The organism is Luteibacter sp. (assembly GCF_036499525.1).
Classification (GTDB): domain Bacteria; phylum Pseudomonadota; class Gammaproteobacteria; order Xanthomonadales; family Rhodanobacteraceae; genus Luteibacter.
The window spans coordinates 23,787-40,822 of sequence record NZ_DASYDO010000062.1; the positions used below are offsets into that span (position 1 = coordinate 23,787).

A 17,036-nucleotide genomic window follows, 5' to 3' on the forward strand; every position below is an offset into this window, starting at 1 on the left:
GGCAAAGGGCCTGGCGTTGGCGCAAGCTGACGCCAGGCCCATAGCGTTTCGCGGAGTAGAAGCATGAACGCGCAAGTCGACTCCAGGCCGTACCAGGAGGCGACGGCACGGCTGCCGTTGATTCGATCCTTCCTGGAGGCTCGCTACAGGCGAACGTTCTTCGCCCACCACGCGCTCACCCACCATCTCTATCGTGGCGTGTACCCTACGTTCGACGAGGCCCAGGCGAGCATTCCGCTCGCGAACACGAGCGGCTACGACAATACCGAGTCGGCCGACCTGTATCGCGATCGTACGCACCGCGTCTTCATCAACGATTATCCGATGATCTACTGGCTTGGCCGGTGGTTTGCCGAAGGCGCTCGCAACGTATTCGACCTGGGCGGACACATCGGTATCGCTTATTACGCCTACCAGAAGCTAATCGTCTATCCACAGGGATTACGTTGGACGGTGATGGATGTGCCGGCGGTCAATGAAGCGGGAGAGCAGTGGGCGAAGGAGCACGACCCGCTACGCCGGTTGCACTTCGCCGAGGACATCGGCAACGCAGCGGGAGCGGACGTACTCTTCGCCGCCGGATCGTTGCAGTACCTGCGCTATTCGCTGGCCGAGGCGCTGACCAGCATGGAGCCGAAACCACGCTTTCTTCTTCTCAACTCGGTGCCCGTGCACATGAGGGAGTCGTACTTCACGGTGCAGAACATCGGTACGGCGTGCTGTCCGTACCGCGTGACGGCGGAACGGGAATTCCTCAGTGGCCTTTCGAAGCTCGGTTACGAACTGCAGGACCGCTGGGAAAATCCGCAGCGATCCTGCATTGTGCCGTTCCATCCGGAACTTTCCCTCGATCGTTATTTTGGCTTTGCTTTCCGCTCCATCCAGTCGTAGAGCACCGGAAGAAGCACCAGCGTGAGCAGCGTGGACGTGATGAGACCACCGACCACCACGGTTGCCAACGGTCGTTGCGTTTCCGCACCGATACCCGAGGACAGCAACATCGGTACGAGGCCGAGGATGGCGACGCTGGCGGTCATGAGCACGGGGCGCAGCCGTAAAGCGGTGCCCCTCAGCACCGCTTCACGGACGTCGAGCCCCGCTTGCCGCTGTTCATTGAGGAAGCTGACCAGCACGATACCGTTGAGCATGGCCACGCCGAATACGGCGATGAAGCCGATGGCGGAGGGGACCGACAGGTACTGTCCCGTGGCGAAGAGCGCGACGATCCCGCCGATCGTGGCAAAGGGCACATTGGCGAGGATAAGTGCGGCGTGGCGCAGTGAGTTGAAGGCGGTGTAAAGCAGGATGAAGATGAAGAAGATCGTAGCGGGCACGATGACGGCAAGGCGCTTGAGGGCGCGCTGCTGGTTTTCGAACGCGCCGCCCCATTCGGTGTAGTAGCCGGTGGGAAGCGTCACTTCGCTCGCGATGGCCGCGTTGGCTTCCCGCACGAAGCCGTCGATGTCGCGACCACGCACGTCCATCTGGATCACCGCGTAACGTTGTAGCTGCTCGCGCCGTATGAAGGAATAACCCTCCGCGGTGCTCACCCTCGCGACCTGGCTGAGCTGGACCAGCGCGCCGGACGGGGTGCGCAAGGGAATCCGTTCCACATCCTGGATCGACGCCTTGCTCGCGTCATCCAGCCGAACCGTCAGGTCGAAGCGCCTGACCCCGTCGAGCAGGGTGCCCACAGGCTCGCCGCCGATGCCGTTGCGCACGATGGTCAGGATGTCCGCGGCGTTGAGGCCATAACGGGAAATGGCTTCACGGTCCACTTCGATGCGTATCTGGGGCTTGCCGATATTTGCTTCCAGGGCCAGATCGGCCACGCCGGTAACGCCTGCCAGCACAGCCTTGATCCTGCTGCTCAGCCGGTCGAGTTCACCGAGGTCATTCCCGTAGAGTTTCAACGCCAGCGTGGCGCGCACGCCGGAGATCAGTTCCTCGATGCGCATCTGGATCGGTTGGGTATAGCCGACCACCGCCGTCGGCAAGATGGAGGTGAGTGCCTCCTGCATGGCTTCCTCGATGCTCTCCAGTGTCTGGCCGTCGCGCCACTCGGCCTTCGGCTTCAGCGGCGTGTAGACCTCCATGTAGTTGGCGTCGGCTGTTTCGCCCTTCTCGGCGCGTCCGATCATGGCGAGGGTGGTTTCCACCTCGGGAAAATTCGCCTGGATCCGTTCGGCGACCCGCCGGGAGATGTCGATGGATTCGTCAAGCGAGGCGGACGGAATCGAGGTGATGCGCCACATGATGGCCCCCTCGCGCAGGTTGGGCATGAATTCCTTGCCCAGGAAGGGGAAGAGGGAAAGGGCGCCCACGAGGCAGACCGAAGCCGTGGCGATAACCACCCCGCGATGAGCGAGCGACCATCCGAGGGCACAGGCGTATACGCGCTTGAGATAAGCCACCACGCGGGTGTCCTTTTCCTCCTTCGGCTTGAGAACCAGCGCGGCGAGCACGGGCACAAGGGTCAGCGAGAGCAGCAGCGAGCCGGCCATCGCGAAACCGATGTTGAACGCCATCGGCTTGAACATCTTGCCTTCAAGCCCTTGCAGCCCGAAGAGCGGCATGAAGACGACGATGATGATGAGGATGGCGAAGGTGATGGGCCTTGCCACTTCGCGGGCCGCGGCCAGCACGGCCGCCGTCTTGTCCACGTGTTCGCCGTGCGCCTTCTTCTCGGCCATGATGCGGAACGCGTTCTCCACCATCACTACCGCGCCGTCCACCATCATGCCGATGCCGATCGCAAGGCCCGCCAGGGACATGAGGTTCGCCGAGAGACCGGCCTGCTGCATACCGATGAAGGCGATCAGCATGGCTAGCGGCAGGGTGACGACGACGATCAGCGCGCTGCGCAATTCCCCCAGGAAGAGGAACAACACGATGGCCACGAGGAGGGACCCTTCGACGAGCGCGCGCACCGCGGTACCCACGGCGGCATTGACGAGGTCGGTGCGCTCGTAGACGGGTTTGATTACGGTGCCGGCGGGCAGCGCCTGCTGCACCGTGTCGAGCTTTTCCTTCACCGCGTCGACCACGCTCTTTGCGTTTTCGCCGATGCGGGCAAGGGCCTGGCCGAGCACGACTTCCTTGCCATCGCGGGTCACCGCGCCGGTGCGCGGCGCGCCGGCCTCGGTGACGGTCGCGACGTCGCGCACGTAGACCGGCGTGCCATCCTCGCTCTTCAGAACGATGCCGCCGATATCCGTTGCGTTCTTGACCAGGCCCAGGCCGCGTACGAGGTACTGCTCACGCCCCACGTCGATGAAGTTGCCGCCGACCTGTGCGTTGTTCGCCGCCAGGGCCTCGATCACGTCCTTGAAGCCGAGTTCGTGCGCGATGAGACGCAGGGGATCGACGCGCACCTGGTACTGCTTCTGCTGGCCGCCCCAGGAGGTGACGTCGTCGACGCCGGGCGCGGTGCGTAGGATGAGCCGCACGGTCCAGTCCTGGATCGTGCGCAGGTCCATGTCCGAGGGCGCGTTCTTCAACGCGTCGTCGGCGCGCTCAACCGTATACCAGAAGACCTGGCCGAGGCCCGACGTGTTCGGGCCCATTTCCGGCTTGCCATGACCGTCCGGCAGGCGATCGCCCACCTGCTGGAGGCGCTCGTTCACCAGCTGCCGGGCGAAGTAGATGTCCATGTCGTCGTCGAAATAAACCGACACGTACGACAGGCCGAAGAGACTCACCGAACGGATTTCCTGGACCTTCGGCAGGCCCGCCAGCACCGATTCGATCGGCGTCGTCAGCAATTGCTCTACGTCCTCGGAGGCAAGGCCGGACGCTTCGGTGTAGACGTTCACCTGTACCGGCGTCACGTCGGGGAAGGCGTCGATGGGTAGCGTGCGCAAGGCCTGGTAGCCGAGCGCGGCGACGACGGCGAAGGCGATGAGCACCAGCAGCTTGTACGTGAGCGACGCGGAGACGATGCGTTCAAGCATCACTCTTCTCCCAGCTGCGAGCGGAGGATGCGCGCCTTGAGGGCGAAGGCGCCCTTGCTGACGTATGGCGTGCCGGCAGCCAGGCCTTGCGTGATTTCCATCCAGCCGTCGCGCGTCTCGCCCACCTCGACCGGCACCGGCTCGAACTGCCCGGCCTGCCTGCCGCTTACGAAGACGGTGGCCTGGTTCTGCAGCAGGACGACGGCTTCGGTGGGCACGGCAAGACGCTGGCTCTTCGAAGCGGTGGGAATGCGGCATTCGACGAGTTCGCCGGGATGGAGCAGGTCATCCTCGTTCGGTACCTGGATGCGCACCGCGACGGTTCGCGTCTTTTCGTCGGTCTGGTGCGAGCGCTGGATCACGCGGCCTTTGCGTTCGCTGCCATGCGCGATCACGATGACGGTGGCTCCCGTTCGTGCCTGTTCCGCGGTGCCCGGTGCCAAACGGGCCTCGACCCATACGGAGGCTTCGGCCGCCAGCGTGAACAGGGTACGGCCGGGTTCGATGCGTTCACCCACGATGAAATCGTCCGTCGTCAGGCGTCCGGCCTGCGGCGCCAGCAGTTCGAAGCTGCCATCGGCCGCGCGGGAACCTCGTTTGACGAGGTTGGCGATCTGCCCATCGGAAAGGCCATAGGCCTTCAGCTTGGCCTTTGCCTGATCGCGCTGGACGAGCGCTTCGTTGTAGCGCCGGGCGGAAACAGCCTGCGGTCCGAGCGAAGCCACGCGGCGCCAGTCCTGGCTCGCCACGATGAGTTGCCCCTGGGTTTCGGCGACGTCCACGCTGGTCAGCACGACCAGTGGCTGGCCGGCCTTTACGACGTCACCGAGCTTCGCCTTGCGTGCGACCACCTGCGAAGCGACCCGCGGGGAAACCAACGCGGTCGAATAGGCATCCACCTTCACCTCGCCCGGTGCGCGGATCTGGTCGGTGAGCGTGCGCAGGCTCGTCGTGTCGACAACGATGCCGGCGGCGCGGATGGCAGCCGCATCGAGGACGAGGGGATTCGATGCAGGCGCTTCGGGGAATGCCAGGGCTGCGGAAGCCCACAGCGTGGTGAGGTACAAGACGAGGGTGATCGGGTGGGAAGGGAAGCGAGTCATGGGGAAACGTCCTTGGGCGAGGTGTCGATCCATTCGGTCAGGTGGCCGGAGGCGGAGAGGTAGTCGAACCACGCCTGCCATGCCTGGGCTTCCAGTGCGAGGCCGGACAACGCCGTGTCGAGGCTCTGCTTGAGTTGAACGAGGTAATCCGACGTGCCGATCTCGCCCGCCTGCCACAGCTGCTCGAGCAGCGCGGTGCGTTCGTCGAACGCCGACGCACGACTGGCGCGGAAGGCTTCGGCGGCCGACCGGAGCGCGGCATACGACGTTCGCTGGCGTGCCAGCTCGGCATTCGAGCGCAGCAGTACGGCGCGGCGATTCGCGGTGACCGCATCCGCCGCGGCGCTCGCGGCCACCAGATCGGCGCGACCCGTGTTCAGCACGGGCAAGGGCAGCGACACGCTGAGCCCGATGACCCGGTCGCTGCGCGAGCCGACGCGTACGCGTCCGCCCGTGAAAGCGACCGTGGGGTCCGGACGGCGTTGGCTGCGCGCGACCTCGATGGCGGCGTCGGCACGCCGCTGCTGAGCAAGCGCCTCCAACATCTCTGGACGGTCCTCCGCATCGCGCGGAATGACGGTGTCCGCGGATGGCGGAAGGGCCGCCGGCAGCGGCGGCAGGGAACCGCCTGTCGTGGCATCCACCGCGGCGAGAGACGCGCGCGCCGCCGCTTCCTGTCCGGCGAGCGTCGCCTGCTGGATCTCGGCTTCGCCGCGCGCCAGTGCCGCGAGGTCGCGTTCGGGAGCCCCGATATCGCCCACGGCGAGACGTTTCGCCGCAAGGCGATCGAAACGGCGCATCAGATCGAGGCGCCGGCGGCCGAGTTCATCCTGCCGGGTCGCAAGGAGGCTGCCGGTCCATGCTTTCAGCCAGGCCGACGCGACATTGCGCCGGCGGATCGCGTAAGCCGCCTCGCTTGCGCCCAGGGCCGCCTCGGCTTCGCTGGTGCGTGCGCGGCGCTTGCCGCCGAGGTCGAGCGCGAGACTCGCGCCGATCGTGCGGCGGTCGACGTCCGCGTTCTCGCCTTCCAGGGAAAGGGTGGGGTTGTAGACAGGTTGCGCCGCGGCGTTCACACGTGCCGCGGCGGCGCGTCGTTCGGCATCGGCGGCCTGGATGTCGGGGCTGCTGGCCCAGGCGCGGCGCACGGCTTCGCGAACGGCTGGCGTTGCCAGATGATCGGGTGGGGCGGGTGGGGCGGGTGGCGCGGGTGAGGCAATGGCACTGGCGGCCATCCACACGCACGCGGCACCCCATGGCGCGGTACGCAGGAAAGACATGGGTGGATCTCCTTGAAGTCGGATACGGGGCGGCGCAACCGTGCAGGACGGTCGTTGCCGGAACGCTCGGCTTCAGGCGATCGGTGGGCGGTGGGGGACGCGGAGGAAGGCCGGCGACGGCGAGTCGTCCGGCAGGGCGTGCACACGCAACAGGGCCACGGACACGGTAACGGCGTCGTCGCCGGAGGGCAGCGCTGCGGTGTGATCGCAGGCGCAATGACAACGGCTGCCTTCACCGAGCACGCAGTAATCGGTGTCGCCGCCGCTATCCGCGGCCGCGCTGGCGACGACGTTGTCGACAGCGACATTGCCACCGCATGCGACACGCGGCCCATCGAGCACGCAGAAGGTCGACATGGCGACCTTGAACAGCAGTACGGCCAGGGCAAGCACCCACACGCCGCGATAGCGGCGGAGACGGGCGAAAAGGCGTGGCGTATGACAAGGCATGCGCGGAATCCTAGCGGACACCGGCGGCGTTAGACAATTGCGCGGGCGCGTTCCTACAGCGTGTCGACGAGTGGGCGGGTTTCGACTTGAGATTTTCCGGGCGTGGCCAGTTCGAAGTCGCGATAGCGCCCCGGATCGCCCGTCATCCCCGCCTCGGCCGCCTTCGCGATGTTGTACATCTCGCGGGCCGTCACGTAGTGCAGCACATAGTCCCGGCCGTCGTTGTAGCTGGACTCGAGATAATCGTGCATGTCGTCGATCGGCTTGCCCAGCAGGGTGTCCATGTCGCGCTCCTGGGTGCCGTGCGTGTGCACCTTCACGAACACCCATTCCGGGCGCCCCTCCACGTGGATGCCCGTGCGCACCCACTGGTCCACGCGGTTGCGCGACGGCGGGCAGCCCTTGCGGACGTCCGAGTTCTCGATGCGCGGCAGGATGCCGAAGCGGCGGTCCTTCCAGTTCAGGCCCAGCGGGCCCTGGATGATCAGCAGGTCGCCCACCGGCTTGCCACCCACGCGCATCGGCACGCCCGTGTCGTGCGACTTGCAACGGTGGGGATCGTCCGTGGCGTAGTAGATGGCGTTGGACATGCGCGTCTGCGTATCGCTGGGCGCGGAGGGCAGGGTGAAGTCGGCGTAACAGCCCAGTTCGCGCAGCAGCACCAGCTCGTTGTTGATGCCGCACCAGCGTCCGTCCGCGCGCGAGTTGTCCAGGCACCAGTTGCCATGGATGAAGGCGAAGCGCAGCTGACCGGTGACGGGGTCGCGCGGCAGCGCGCCATGCTTTTCGTGCAGTAGACGGTTGAAGCGATCCATCGTCGCGACGAAGTTCTCCGCCGTATCGTTGTCGTGGTGCAAGTGGATCTCGATCTCGCCGTAGCCTTCCGCGCAGAGCGAGGCGATCTTGTCGAGGTGCTCCTCCACGTATTCCTCTTCCGGATAGAAGAAGCTGTGCTGCGGCATGCGGCCGTCGGCGTCGCGATGCCGCGACGCCATGGCGCGGTATTCGTCGCACCAGCGGTCCACGCGGCGACGCTGGGTGTCCATGTCCACCCGGCCCCAGTTGGGCTCGAAATGGTCCACGAAGCAGAACAGCACGTGCACCGGTCCTTCCACCTTCGGCGGCGCTCGGCGGGTGAGGTAGCCCCACAGCCAGTACTGCATGTTGCGCGCGCGGATCGCCACGGTGACGAGGGCCGCGGCGGCAAGAAGAAGGAGGGCGAGCACAGCAATGGCCATCACGCGGGAACTCCGGCCGGCACCAGGGAGAGCAGCTGTTCGGCGTTGTTGCGCCATTGCCGTTCGCTGGCGATGTAGTCTCGCGCGGCGTCACCCACGCGCCTGCGTTCATCCGCACGCTGGGCCAGTTCGAGCACGCGCTCGACGCAGGCCGCGGCGTCGCCGCGCGGGAACAGCCAGCCCGTGCGGCCGTCGGCGATCACTTCCGCCACCGGCGCATAGTCCGGCGCGACCACCGCCACGCCCATGCCCATGAACTCAAACAGTTTCATCGGTGAGCCATAGTGATTGGAATTCGGCAGCACGGCATAGTCCATGCAGGCGATCCAGCTGGCGACCTCGTCATGCGGTACGCGCCCCGGCAGCAGCACGCGGTCGGAAAGACCGCGTGCGGCGATCAGTTCGCGCACCGCCGGCAGCGTCTTGCCGTCGCCCACGAACACCAGGGCTAGGTCCGGCACGCTTTCCAGCCGGTGGGCGATGGCTTCGACGAAGCCGTCCACGCCGTGCCAGTAAGCGAAGACACCGATGTGGCCGCACACCGTGCGTCCAGCCAGGCCGCGTTCCGCGCGCAGGCGCTCGCGGTCGAAGCGCGCGGGGTCGAAGCGAGGCAGGTCCACGGCGTTGGGCGAGACCACGCTCGGCGCGATGTCCCCGTAGGCCTCGACGGCGATGTCGCGGAAATAGGTGGAGATGAAGACCAGCCCTGTCGCGCGCCGGAAGCACCAGCCCTCGATGCGCCGGGCCAGGCCGCGCATGGTCAACGGACGCACGCGATCGACCAGCGCCGAGTCGTTGATCTCCAGCACCAGCGGAATGCCGCGCCGGCGGGCCAGCCAGATCGTGGCGAACAGGAACAGCGAGTAGCGCTCGTAGATCAGTTGGGGTGGCGCCGCGCGCCATGCGCGGGCCATGCGGGCGAACGTCAGCAGGTTATAGAGCAGTTCGCACACTTCGAAGACGATGCCCGGCAGCTTCGTCACGATGCCGGCCAGCCCGCCGTTGCCGGTCGCCACCGTCGTCTCGACTTCTTCCCGTTCGGGATCGGCCCCGGGGAAGGACAGCACGTCCACCCGGTGACCCAACTCGCGCAAGGCGCCCACGATGCCGCGGATATGCACGCCTTCCACGTGGCGGCCGCGCGTGCGGTGGTGATAGAGGATCCTCATGCGGCGTTTCCCGGCAGCGCGGCGAAACGCATGCCCTGCGACAGCCATTCCGGCAGGAGCACGTCCAGTGCGTCGGCTGCCTTGTCGCTGTCGTCGTGCATGAGCACGATGTCGCCGGCGGTGGGAGGATCGTTCCGAAGGCGGTGGATCAGGGCTTCCACGGGTCGGTCCTGGTAATCGAGGCTGTCGTACGACCAGTACACGAAGCTCCGGCGCCGCCGGGCAAAGTGGGCCAGCAATTGCGCACCCACGTATCCGTGAGGCGGCCGCATGCGATGGTGCGGCCGGTTGTCGAACAGGCGCAAAAGCGCGTCGGTGCGGTACACCTCGTCCAGCTGCCTGGTCAGGTTCATATGGCGGAACGACCAGTGACTGTACGAGTGGTTGCCGATCATGTGGCCCTCGTCGACGATCCGCGTCACGATGTCCGGGTACTGTTCGATCTTTTCGCCCACGAGGAAGAAGCTGGCCTTCACGCCGTGCTTCGCCAGGGTATCGAGAAGCCGGGGTGTGTGGCCCGGCTCCGGGCCGTCATCGAAGCTCAGGTAGCGCAGGTCGGCGTCCCGCGTCCGGGTGAGGACGAGGTGTTCCGGCAGCAGGCCGAGCAGATCGTGCTTTTTCAGTTTCCAGTTCATCGGGTGGGAGGTTCGCCTGGCGAAGAAGGGTAGGAGCGGACCCTGTCCGCGACAGCTTTTCGAGATAAGGCAACAGGGATTGTTGGTCCTTGCGAGAAGCTGTCGCGCGCGGGGCGCGCTCCTACGGCGTGGAGCAGGACGCGCTCGACGCGATCGATGTTCTCGTCCCAGCGAAAGGTAGCGGCGTGCGCGGCGATGGCCGCGGGATCGAAATGGCGCTCGAAGGCCTCCACCAGCGCGGCGCCTAGCTCGTGTTGCTGGTGTGGTGGCACGAGGATGCCCGCGAGGCTTGGAACGACCTCGGGAATGCCACCGACCGTGGTGGCGACAATGGGTGTACCGCAGGCCATGGCTTCCAATACCACGTTCGGCACGCCTTCGTTATGGCTCGGAAGGCATAGCACGTTTGCCGCGCGGAACCAGTCGGCCAGGGCGGCATGGTCGACGGCGCCGGCGAAGCGCACCGCGGTCGAACAGCATAGCGACGCCGCACGGTCTTCCAGGTACGCGCGACTCGCCCCGTCGCCCACATATGCCAGGCGTGCGTCGGGATGCCGTTCGACCAGGGTGGGGAAGGCGTCGATAAGGTCGTGGCAGCCTTTGGTGGCCTTCAGATTGCCGACGTAGAGCACGACCGGCGCCTCTGGCGGAAGGCCAAGGCGCTGCCGTGCCTCGGTACGGTCGCCGGGATGGAACAGCCCCGTATCGACGCCGTTGTAGATCGCGTCCACGCCGTCCGCCTGCGCACCGAGGTCCACGGCCTTGCATGCCAATGCCTGGCTGACGGCGATGACACCGGCGGCTCCGCGCAATGCCGAGCGAACCTGCGGGCGGCGCAGCCGGAATTCGGCCTGCACGTTGAGGTCGCTGCCGTGGACTTTCACGACATACGGAATGCCGAGCAGTCGCGCGACCCAGGCGGCGCCTGCCGCGTCCGGATAGGCCCAGCTGGCCAGCATCACGTCGTAACGGGCCCGGCGCAGTTCGCGGCCGCGCTGCCACATCATGCTGGCGAAGAAGCAGAACGCATTGAGAAACCGGCCGATGCCGGGCGGATGGTAGAAAGTGAAATGGTCGCGCTTGATGCCAGGCACCGGCGCGTCGCCTTTCTCACCACCCTTGCGCTCGCGGAAATCTACCGCGGTGAGCACGTCCACCTCATGGCGTTCCCCCAGGCGCTGGAACTGCTGCCGGTTGAACGTGCCGCGGCGCGGATCCCACGGCGTGGGAAAGAGATTGGTGACGACCAGGATTTTCACGGCACGGCTTCCAGGTCACCGAAATACAGCTTGCCATACCGCGCGGCCATGGCCTTCATGGAGCCATTCGTTTCGACCCACGCACGCGCCGCCAGCCCGAGCCGCGAAGCACGGTGGGAGGCGTGCAATAGTTCCAGGATCGCATGGGCGAGCGCCGGTGGATCGCAGGGCGGTACCAGTCGGCCGGTGGCGTCGTCGCGCACGATCTCGGCATTGCCGCCAACATCGGTGGCGACGATCGGCAGGCCCGCCGCGCAGGCTTCCAGCAGGGCCATGGAATACCCCTCGGTCACCGACGACAGCGCGAACAGGTCGAACCCCTGAAGCAGTTCGCGCACGTCGTCGCGGTCGCCGAGGAAATATACGCAGCCGGCCACGCCTTCGTCGAAGGCGCAGGCGCGCAGGGTCTCGCGCAGTTCGCCGTCGCCGACCAGCACCAGCACGGTGTCGGGGCGGGCATGCCTAACGGTGCGGAAGGCGCGGATGAGGCTCGCCTGGTCCTTCGCCCAGTTGAGCCGGCCCACGCTGCCGATGATGCGCGTGCCCGGGGGCACGCGGATCAGCCGGGTAAGGCGCTCGTGCATGGCATCGGAAGCCACGTCGAAGCCGTCCAGCACGATGCCGTTCGGCACCACGCAGGTTTTCGCCGCGGGAGAGATGCCCCGGCTCACCGCATCACTGCGCGCCGCCTCGCATACGGCCACCACGGCATCCGTGGCGCCGAGCGCACGGCGGAACAACCACTCACGGCGGCCGGGCTTGCGCTGGGCGCCCATGCCGTGGCGCGTGTTCACCACCTGGCGGATGCCCATGCCGGCGCTGGCGAGCACGGCCTGGTAGTGCGCCACGGCGTTATGCGTGTGCAGCACCTCGGTGTAATGGCTCGCCAGCAGCTGCCGCGCATGGCCGAGCGCGCGCAGGTCGAAGCCCTTGCGCTTGTTGCAGGCCGACACGGGAATTCCCAGCGCATCCAGTTCCCAGGCAAGGGAGCCGCGCTCGAACAGGCATACCACCTGCACCTTGTGGCCTTGGCTGTGCTGTTCCTTGACCAGGTCGAGCACCATGCGCTCCAGGCCGCCCCGATTCAGGTTTTCGACGAAGTGGGTGATGTTCACGAAACCAGCTCCGAGACGGTGACGCGCAATTTGCCGCTGCGGGTGAGCGGGATGTCGTCGACGAAATGGCAGTGCAGTTCCGCGCTGTCGCCAAGAACCTTGGTGACCTCGCGGCGGATATAGTCCAGCGAAGCGTCATTGAAATCCCGGCCGCGCACGATCGACAGATCAAGACGCTCCAGGCTCCGTTGCACAAGCTGGAAGCGGGTCAGGCCGGGCACGTCCTTCAGCATGTGCGGAAAGAATTCGCCCGGGAGGATGTGCCCGGCAGGCGTGCGGATGGCATCGAGCTTGCGCCCGTCGACGGAGGCGAGCATCGGCAGGCCACGGCCGCACGCGCAGCGCGACGCGGCATGCGTCGCCATGTCGCCGTTCACGTAGCGGATGAAAGGCATGCCGTAGTTGAACAGGTCGGTGATCGCCACCTCGCCGCTGCCCGTGTGGGTCGGCCGGCCATCGGCGCCAAGCGTCTCCACCACGAGGTGGTCCGCGTTCACGTGCAGGCCATCGCGGTGCTCGCATTCGGACGCGATCAGCATGAATTCGCGACAGCCATAGGTGTTGTAGGCGGGGGCACCGAAAGCACGCTCGACGATCTCGCGCTGGAACGGATGCAGTGCCTCGGCCGCGCCGATGATCGAGACGGGCCGGGCGACCTGGCGGCCCTGAGCCAATAGCCACTCCGCCAGCCGGACCAGCGGACCCACATAGCTGACGATCACCTCGGGCCGGTAGGCATCGATGGCGTCCGCATAATCGGCCATGTTGGCTTCGCTCATGTGGAAGCTGTCCAACAGCTTGCGCGCGAACACGGCGTTATAGATGCGATCCTTCAGCTGGTGTGACTTGCTTGGCTCGCCAACCGGTCCACCCCACAGGAACAGGGTGCGGCGGCCCATGCGCGAACCCGCCCAGCCGTAGCCGCGCCACATCACGGCCACGCGTCGGTCGTTGCTCTCGCGGGTATAGCCGAAGCGCAGCGGCTCACCCGTGGATCCGCCGGTGGCCTTGTACGCCAGCGATCCCTTCAGTGAAACGGCCTTGAGTTCGTCGGCATGCTCGCGGATATCGGCCTTGGTGAGGACCGGCAGCTTCGCGACATCGTCCATGCCGCGGATATCACGGGGCACGATGCCCTCGGCATCCCAGCGCCGCCGGTAGTAAGGCACTTCGCGGTAGCACCAGTCGAGCAGCCGCTTCAGGCGTTCGAACTGCAACGCTTGGATCTCCTTCGGCGACAGCCACTGCTCGCGCTCGTAGCGGCGCATGTGCCGTGGTGTCTCGCGGCGGCGCAAACCGCCTTCGTACGCGGGCCACAGAACGCGGCGCATCAGGGTTTCGTAGGCTTTCATGTGGTTCGCAGCAGCACGGCGACGAGGATGAACAGGGCGAACACGCTGCCGGCCCCCACGGGCACCCAGCGCCATCCGCCCTCCGAGAGGCGGTACTTCGGTAGTTCCGGCCAGCGCCGTTGCGCGCCGACATAGTAGCCGGCGACCATGGCGGCGATCAGGTACAGCACCACCATGTAGCTGCGGCTGAGGAAAAAGGCCGCGGCAAACATGCCGCAAAGGGAGAGCAGCAGCGCAAGCGCCATCTGCCGCTCGGTGGCCCATGCGGCCTCCACGGCGGGGTCGGTGTCCTTCGGCCGCTGGTAGCGCACGATCTTCAGCATCATGATGAAGCCGTAGCAGACGAAGGCCAGCCACAGCACGAAGCCTACGAAGCCGGTCTCGGCCAGCACCAGCACGAAGGAGTTGTGCGCGGTGAGTTCGTTGTATTCAGTGAAGTTACCGGGACCCACGCCGAACAAGGGGTTCTCGCGGAACATCTCCAGGCCGGAGTACCAGGCGTCCACTCGGCCAGCGGCAGACTCCTCGCCCGCGTCCAGTTCGTCCATGCGTGAGGAAAGCACCTTCATTGCCGCGAGGCCGGCGATACCCAGCATGCCCGCCACGACGACGCCCTTGCGGTACCAGACGTAGCAACCGGCCACGACCAGGATGGCCAGCAGCGCGCCGCGGGAATTGGTGAGGTAGGTGCCGTACAGCAGGAGAAGCGCGGCGCCCAGCCATGCGGGCCGCATCGCGCCCATGCCCTTGCGGCCGAGGAACACGGCCATGGGGAAGGTGGCGGCGAAGAGCAGGCCGAGGTCGTTCGGGTCGTTGAAGATGCCCACGTACTGGATGCGGTTGCCTTCGCCGATGGGGATACCGGTCCAGCCCACGCCCAGCTGCGCCTGCTGCACCCCATGCAGCGCGAGCACCGCCGAGCAGGCGACGAAGACGCTCATGGCCATTTGCACGCGCTTCTGCGTGCTGCACGAAGCGCCGAACACGAAGAAGGCGATCACCACCGGACCGAAGCGCGCCAGTTCGTCCATCGCGCCGCCGGCCCAGCCGTTGGTCACTTCCGAGATCATCAGGATCAAAAGGAACGCCGGCAGGATCACGAACTGTGGTGCTTCGAAGGTTTTCTCCTTCGACACGATCCAGGAGGCGAACGCCAGGAGCAGTACCACCGGCAGGATCGGTACGGTGTCGAGCCCCGGCACGTAATCCTGCGGCCGGATGATGGTCAGCACCACATAGAGGAGGATCAGGGGGAACATGCGCGTTCCCCCTGTCCGCTCGTCTCGTGGGCGGCGGTGGGATAGCTCATCAGCTGCGGCAGGGCCAGCATCGCGGCGAACCAGCCGGGTCCCATGTTGCTTTCCACGGGAAGGCGGTTGAGCGAGTAGCGGTTCACGCTGGGCTCGGCGTTGGTACCGCAGATGTAGCTGCAGGCCAACCGGAAGCCGGCGTTGCGCGTGGCCGCGATAACCGAGTCGTTATAGGCGCGGTCGCCGCCGACCGGATAGGACATGAGCACCGCCGGACGGCGCAACTCGCGGTCCAGCGTAGTCTTCGATGCCTGGATCTCGTGCTCCATGTCATCCTGCGGAAGGCGCGCGAGCATGCGGTGGTGCACGCCGTGCGAACCGAACTCGAGGCCGGCCGCTTCCATCTCCCGCGCCTGGTCCCACGTCATGGGGCGGCAGTCGGCGGGGCGGGCCTTGGCCGACGGCATGTTCCACTCGGTCTCCAGGCGCTCGATCATCGCGGTCTGTCCAAACGCGTCCAGCCACTTCATGCGCAGCAGCACGTTGCCCGCGATGCGCCGGCGCAGCGCGCGTTCGGCTGGCAGCGCCACGTCGATCGACAGTTCCGGCAGCACCATCCGCGGCGCCTTCGTGAGCAGGATCATGTGCACGAGCCAGTCGTAGGCATACGGTCTGCCCGTATCGATATGGCCCGTGGAGACGAAAAACGTGGCCGGCACATCCAGTTCGTCGAGGATCGGCGCCGCGATGCGGTAGTTGTCGTCGTAGCCATCGTCGAACGTGACCACCACCGAATCGGGCGGCAAGGCTTCTCCCGCATCGAGCGCGGCCACCACGTCGGTGAGCCGCGTCGGCCGGAAATACTTCTTCAGCCACAGCATCTGTTCGCGAAACTCGGCCGGCGGCGTGCTGATGAGCTCCAGGTCGAATTCGTAGGTATCCGGATCGGGCAGGGGCATCACGCGGTGATAGGCGAGGATGCGCAGGTCGCGCTGCCACCAGGCGCGAACGCGCTGCAGCGGATGCAGCAGGCCGCTGGAGTAACAGAGTTCGCCGAGCCGGCCACGAATGCCGGGCGCGCCGCGGGGGATAGTGGAATTCACCATAAATGGAGCCTGCGGTTGCGTGCGAAAGCGAGGAGCGCCTGCGCGGCGAAGAGGTTGAGATAGAAGAACGCCACTGCGATGCGCAATGGCAGAAGGCGTCCCAGCGGCGGTTGCAGGCGAGCCAGTCCTACCATCAGCAGTCCGGCGACGAGGCCGCCGAAGGCCACCGCATACATCGGATGCCGCGTTACCAGCAGACCACTGCTGATCGTGAGCATCACGATGAGCCACGGCGCGAAGAGGCGCAGCAGCTTGTGGCTGACAAAGCGGAACCACAGCGGATTGCACCAGGGCAGGAGCAGCCACGGCGCGAGCTGGATGAGCTGGTAGTTGCCTGCCAGGGTGCGGATCTTGCGCCGGCGCTCCTCGGCCGGCAGCTGCGACGGCTGGTCCCAGGCCATGGCTTTCGGCTCGAACACCACCCGCTTGCCCTGGGCGGCGACACGCATGGGCACGAGCACGTCGTCGAGCACCGTGCCCGCGGGCAGTGGCTTGAACAACGCGCGGCGCATGGCGTAGATCGCGCCGGTCACGCCGATCGTGGATCCGGACAGGCTCTCCGCATGGCGGATGCCCTTCTCGTAGCGCCAGTAGAAATCCACGCCCTGGGCGAAACCGCTGCGTACGTTCTCCATGTGCAGTTCGCCCGTCACGGCCCCCACGTCGGGATCGCCGAGGTTGGCCACCAGTTCCTTCAACGCCATGGGCGAGAGCCGCTGGCGCACGTCGGTGAACAGCAGCACCTCGCCACGCGTGAGGGCCACGGCGTCGTTGAGGCAGGCCGACTTGCCGCGCCGGTTCGGATGATCCAGCACGGTCAGTCGCGGATCGGTTGAACGGCGCGCCATCGCCACGGTGGCGTCGTGGCAGCCGTCGCACACCAGCACGATGTCGACGAGCGCAGCCGGATAGTCAAGCTGGCGCAGGTTGGCCAGCTTGGCGCGAATGTGGCGTTCCCCATCGTGCACGGCGAGCACGATACTCACCGTGGGAAGGATGTCGCGTCGCGCCACCGGCCGCGGTCGCAGCCGCGCCTGCAGCCACACCATCAGCGGGTAGCCGGCGAAGACGTGGACCAGCAGTACGGCCGAGGTCCAGCAGACGAACCAGGCGATGTGTGTCATGGCGT

Annotated in this window: 14 protein-coding genes; 1 reads left to right on the top strand and 13 read right to left on the bottom strand. The window is 66.3% G+C overall.

Features of this window, described 5'->3' with window-relative positions; translation table 11 throughout:
• Positions 1-63 precede the first annotated feature (63 nt).
• Complete coding sequence (locus tag VGM71_RS11640) at positions 64-891, top strand: TIGR04325 family methyltransferase (protein ID WP_331545253.1); 828 nt, start codon at positions 64-66, stop codon at positions 889-891.
• Here the strand turns inward: VGM71_RS11640 and VGM71_RS11645 are convergent.
• The 13 genes from VGM71_RS11645 to VGM71_RS11705 all read right to left on the bottom strand — a co-directional run bounded on the left by VGM71_RS11645 (position 855) and on the right by VGM71_RS11705 (position 17,031).
• The gene (locus VGM71_RS11645; RefSeq protein WP_331545255.1) at positions 855-3,953 is read right to left on the bottom strand and encodes a CusA/CzcA family heavy metal efflux RND transporter; all 3,099 of its coding nucleotides are present in this window, start codon (positions 3,951-3,953) and stop codon (positions 855-857) included. The two genes, VGM71_RS11640 and VGM71_RS11645, sit on opposite strands and share 37 nt — an antisense overlap.
• A complete protein-coding gene (locus tag VGM71_RS11650) occupies positions 3,953-5,056 on the bottom strand; it encodes an efflux RND transporter periplasmic adaptor subunit (protein WP_331545257.1) in 1,104 nt (367 codons plus the stop codon). Before VGM71_RS11650 ends, VGM71_RS11645 begins: the two co-directional genes overlap by 1 nt.
• Positions 5,053-6,333, bottom strand: a complete 1,281-nt coding sequence (locus tag VGM71_RS11655; RefSeq protein WP_331545259.1) for a TolC family protein — start codon at positions 6,331-6,333, stop codon at positions 5,053-5,055. Before VGM71_RS11655 ends, VGM71_RS11650 begins: the two co-directional genes overlap by 4 nt.
• Before the next feature lie 72 nt (positions 6,334-6,405).
• On the bottom strand, positions 6,406-6,783 hold the full coding sequence (locus VGM71_RS11660) for a hypothetical protein (protein ID WP_331545261.1): 378 nt from the start codon (positions 6,781-6,783) through the stop codon (positions 6,406-6,408).
• 53 nt (positions 6,784-6,836) lie between these two features.
• Positions 6,837-8,021: a hypothetical protein gene (locus tag VGM71_RS11665; protein ID WP_331545312.1), complete on the bottom strand. Its 1,185-nt coding sequence runs from the start codon at positions 8,019-8,021 to the stop codon at positions 6,837-6,839.
• On the bottom strand, positions 8,021-9,190 hold the full coding sequence (locus VGM71_RS11670; protein WP_331545263.1) for a glycosyltransferase family 4 protein: 1,170 nt from the start codon (positions 9,188-9,190) through the stop codon (positions 8,021-8,023). Before VGM71_RS11670 ends, VGM71_RS11665 begins: the two co-directional genes overlap by 1 nt.
• On the bottom strand, positions 9,187-9,825 hold the full coding sequence (locus VGM71_RS11675) for a polysaccharide deacetylase family protein (protein WP_331545265.1): 639 nt from the start codon (positions 9,823-9,825) through the stop codon (positions 9,187-9,189). The genes VGM71_RS11670 and VGM71_RS11675 overlap by 4 nt, the downstream gene beginning before the upstream one ends.
• Positions 9,822-11,084 (bottom strand): glycosyltransferase family 4 protein, encoded by a 1,263-nt coding sequence (locus VGM71_RS11680; protein ID WP_331545267.1) that lies wholly within the window; start codon positions 11,082-11,084, stop codon positions 9,822-9,824. The genes VGM71_RS11675 and VGM71_RS11680 overlap by 4 nt, the downstream gene beginning before the upstream one ends.
• Complete coding sequence (locus VGM71_RS11685) at positions 11,081-12,199, bottom strand: glycosyltransferase (protein ID WP_331545269.1); 1,119 nt, start codon at positions 12,197-12,199, stop codon at positions 11,081-11,083. Before VGM71_RS11685 ends, VGM71_RS11680 begins: the two co-directional genes overlap by 4 nt.
• A complete protein-coding gene (locus VGM71_RS11690; RefSeq protein ID WP_331545271.1) occupies positions 12,196-13,551 on the bottom strand; it encodes a phenylacetate--CoA ligase family protein in 1,356 nt (451 codons plus the stop codon). Before VGM71_RS11690 ends, VGM71_RS11685 begins: the two co-directional genes overlap by 4 nt.
• Positions 13,548-14,810, bottom strand: coding sequence for an O-antigen ligase family protein (locus VGM71_RS11695; RefSeq protein ID WP_331545273.1), 1,263 nt, complete (start codon positions 14,808-14,810; stop codon positions 13,548-13,550). Before VGM71_RS11695 ends, VGM71_RS11690 begins: the two co-directional genes overlap by 4 nt.
• Positions 14,798-15,907: a polysaccharide deacetylase family protein gene (locus tag VGM71_RS11700; protein WP_331545275.1), complete on the bottom strand. Its 1,110-nt coding sequence runs from the start codon at positions 15,905-15,907 to the stop codon at positions 14,798-14,800. Before VGM71_RS11700 ends, VGM71_RS11695 begins: the two co-directional genes overlap by 13 nt.
• The gene (locus VGM71_RS11705; RefSeq protein ID WP_331545277.1) at positions 15,901-17,031 is read right to left on the bottom strand and encodes a glycosyltransferase family 2 protein; all 1,131 of its coding nucleotides are present in this window, start codon (positions 17,029-17,031) and stop codon (positions 15,901-15,903) included. The genes VGM71_RS11700 and VGM71_RS11705 overlap by 7 nt, the downstream gene beginning before the upstream one ends.
• Between the last annotated feature and the right edge of the window lie 5 nt (positions 17,032-17,036).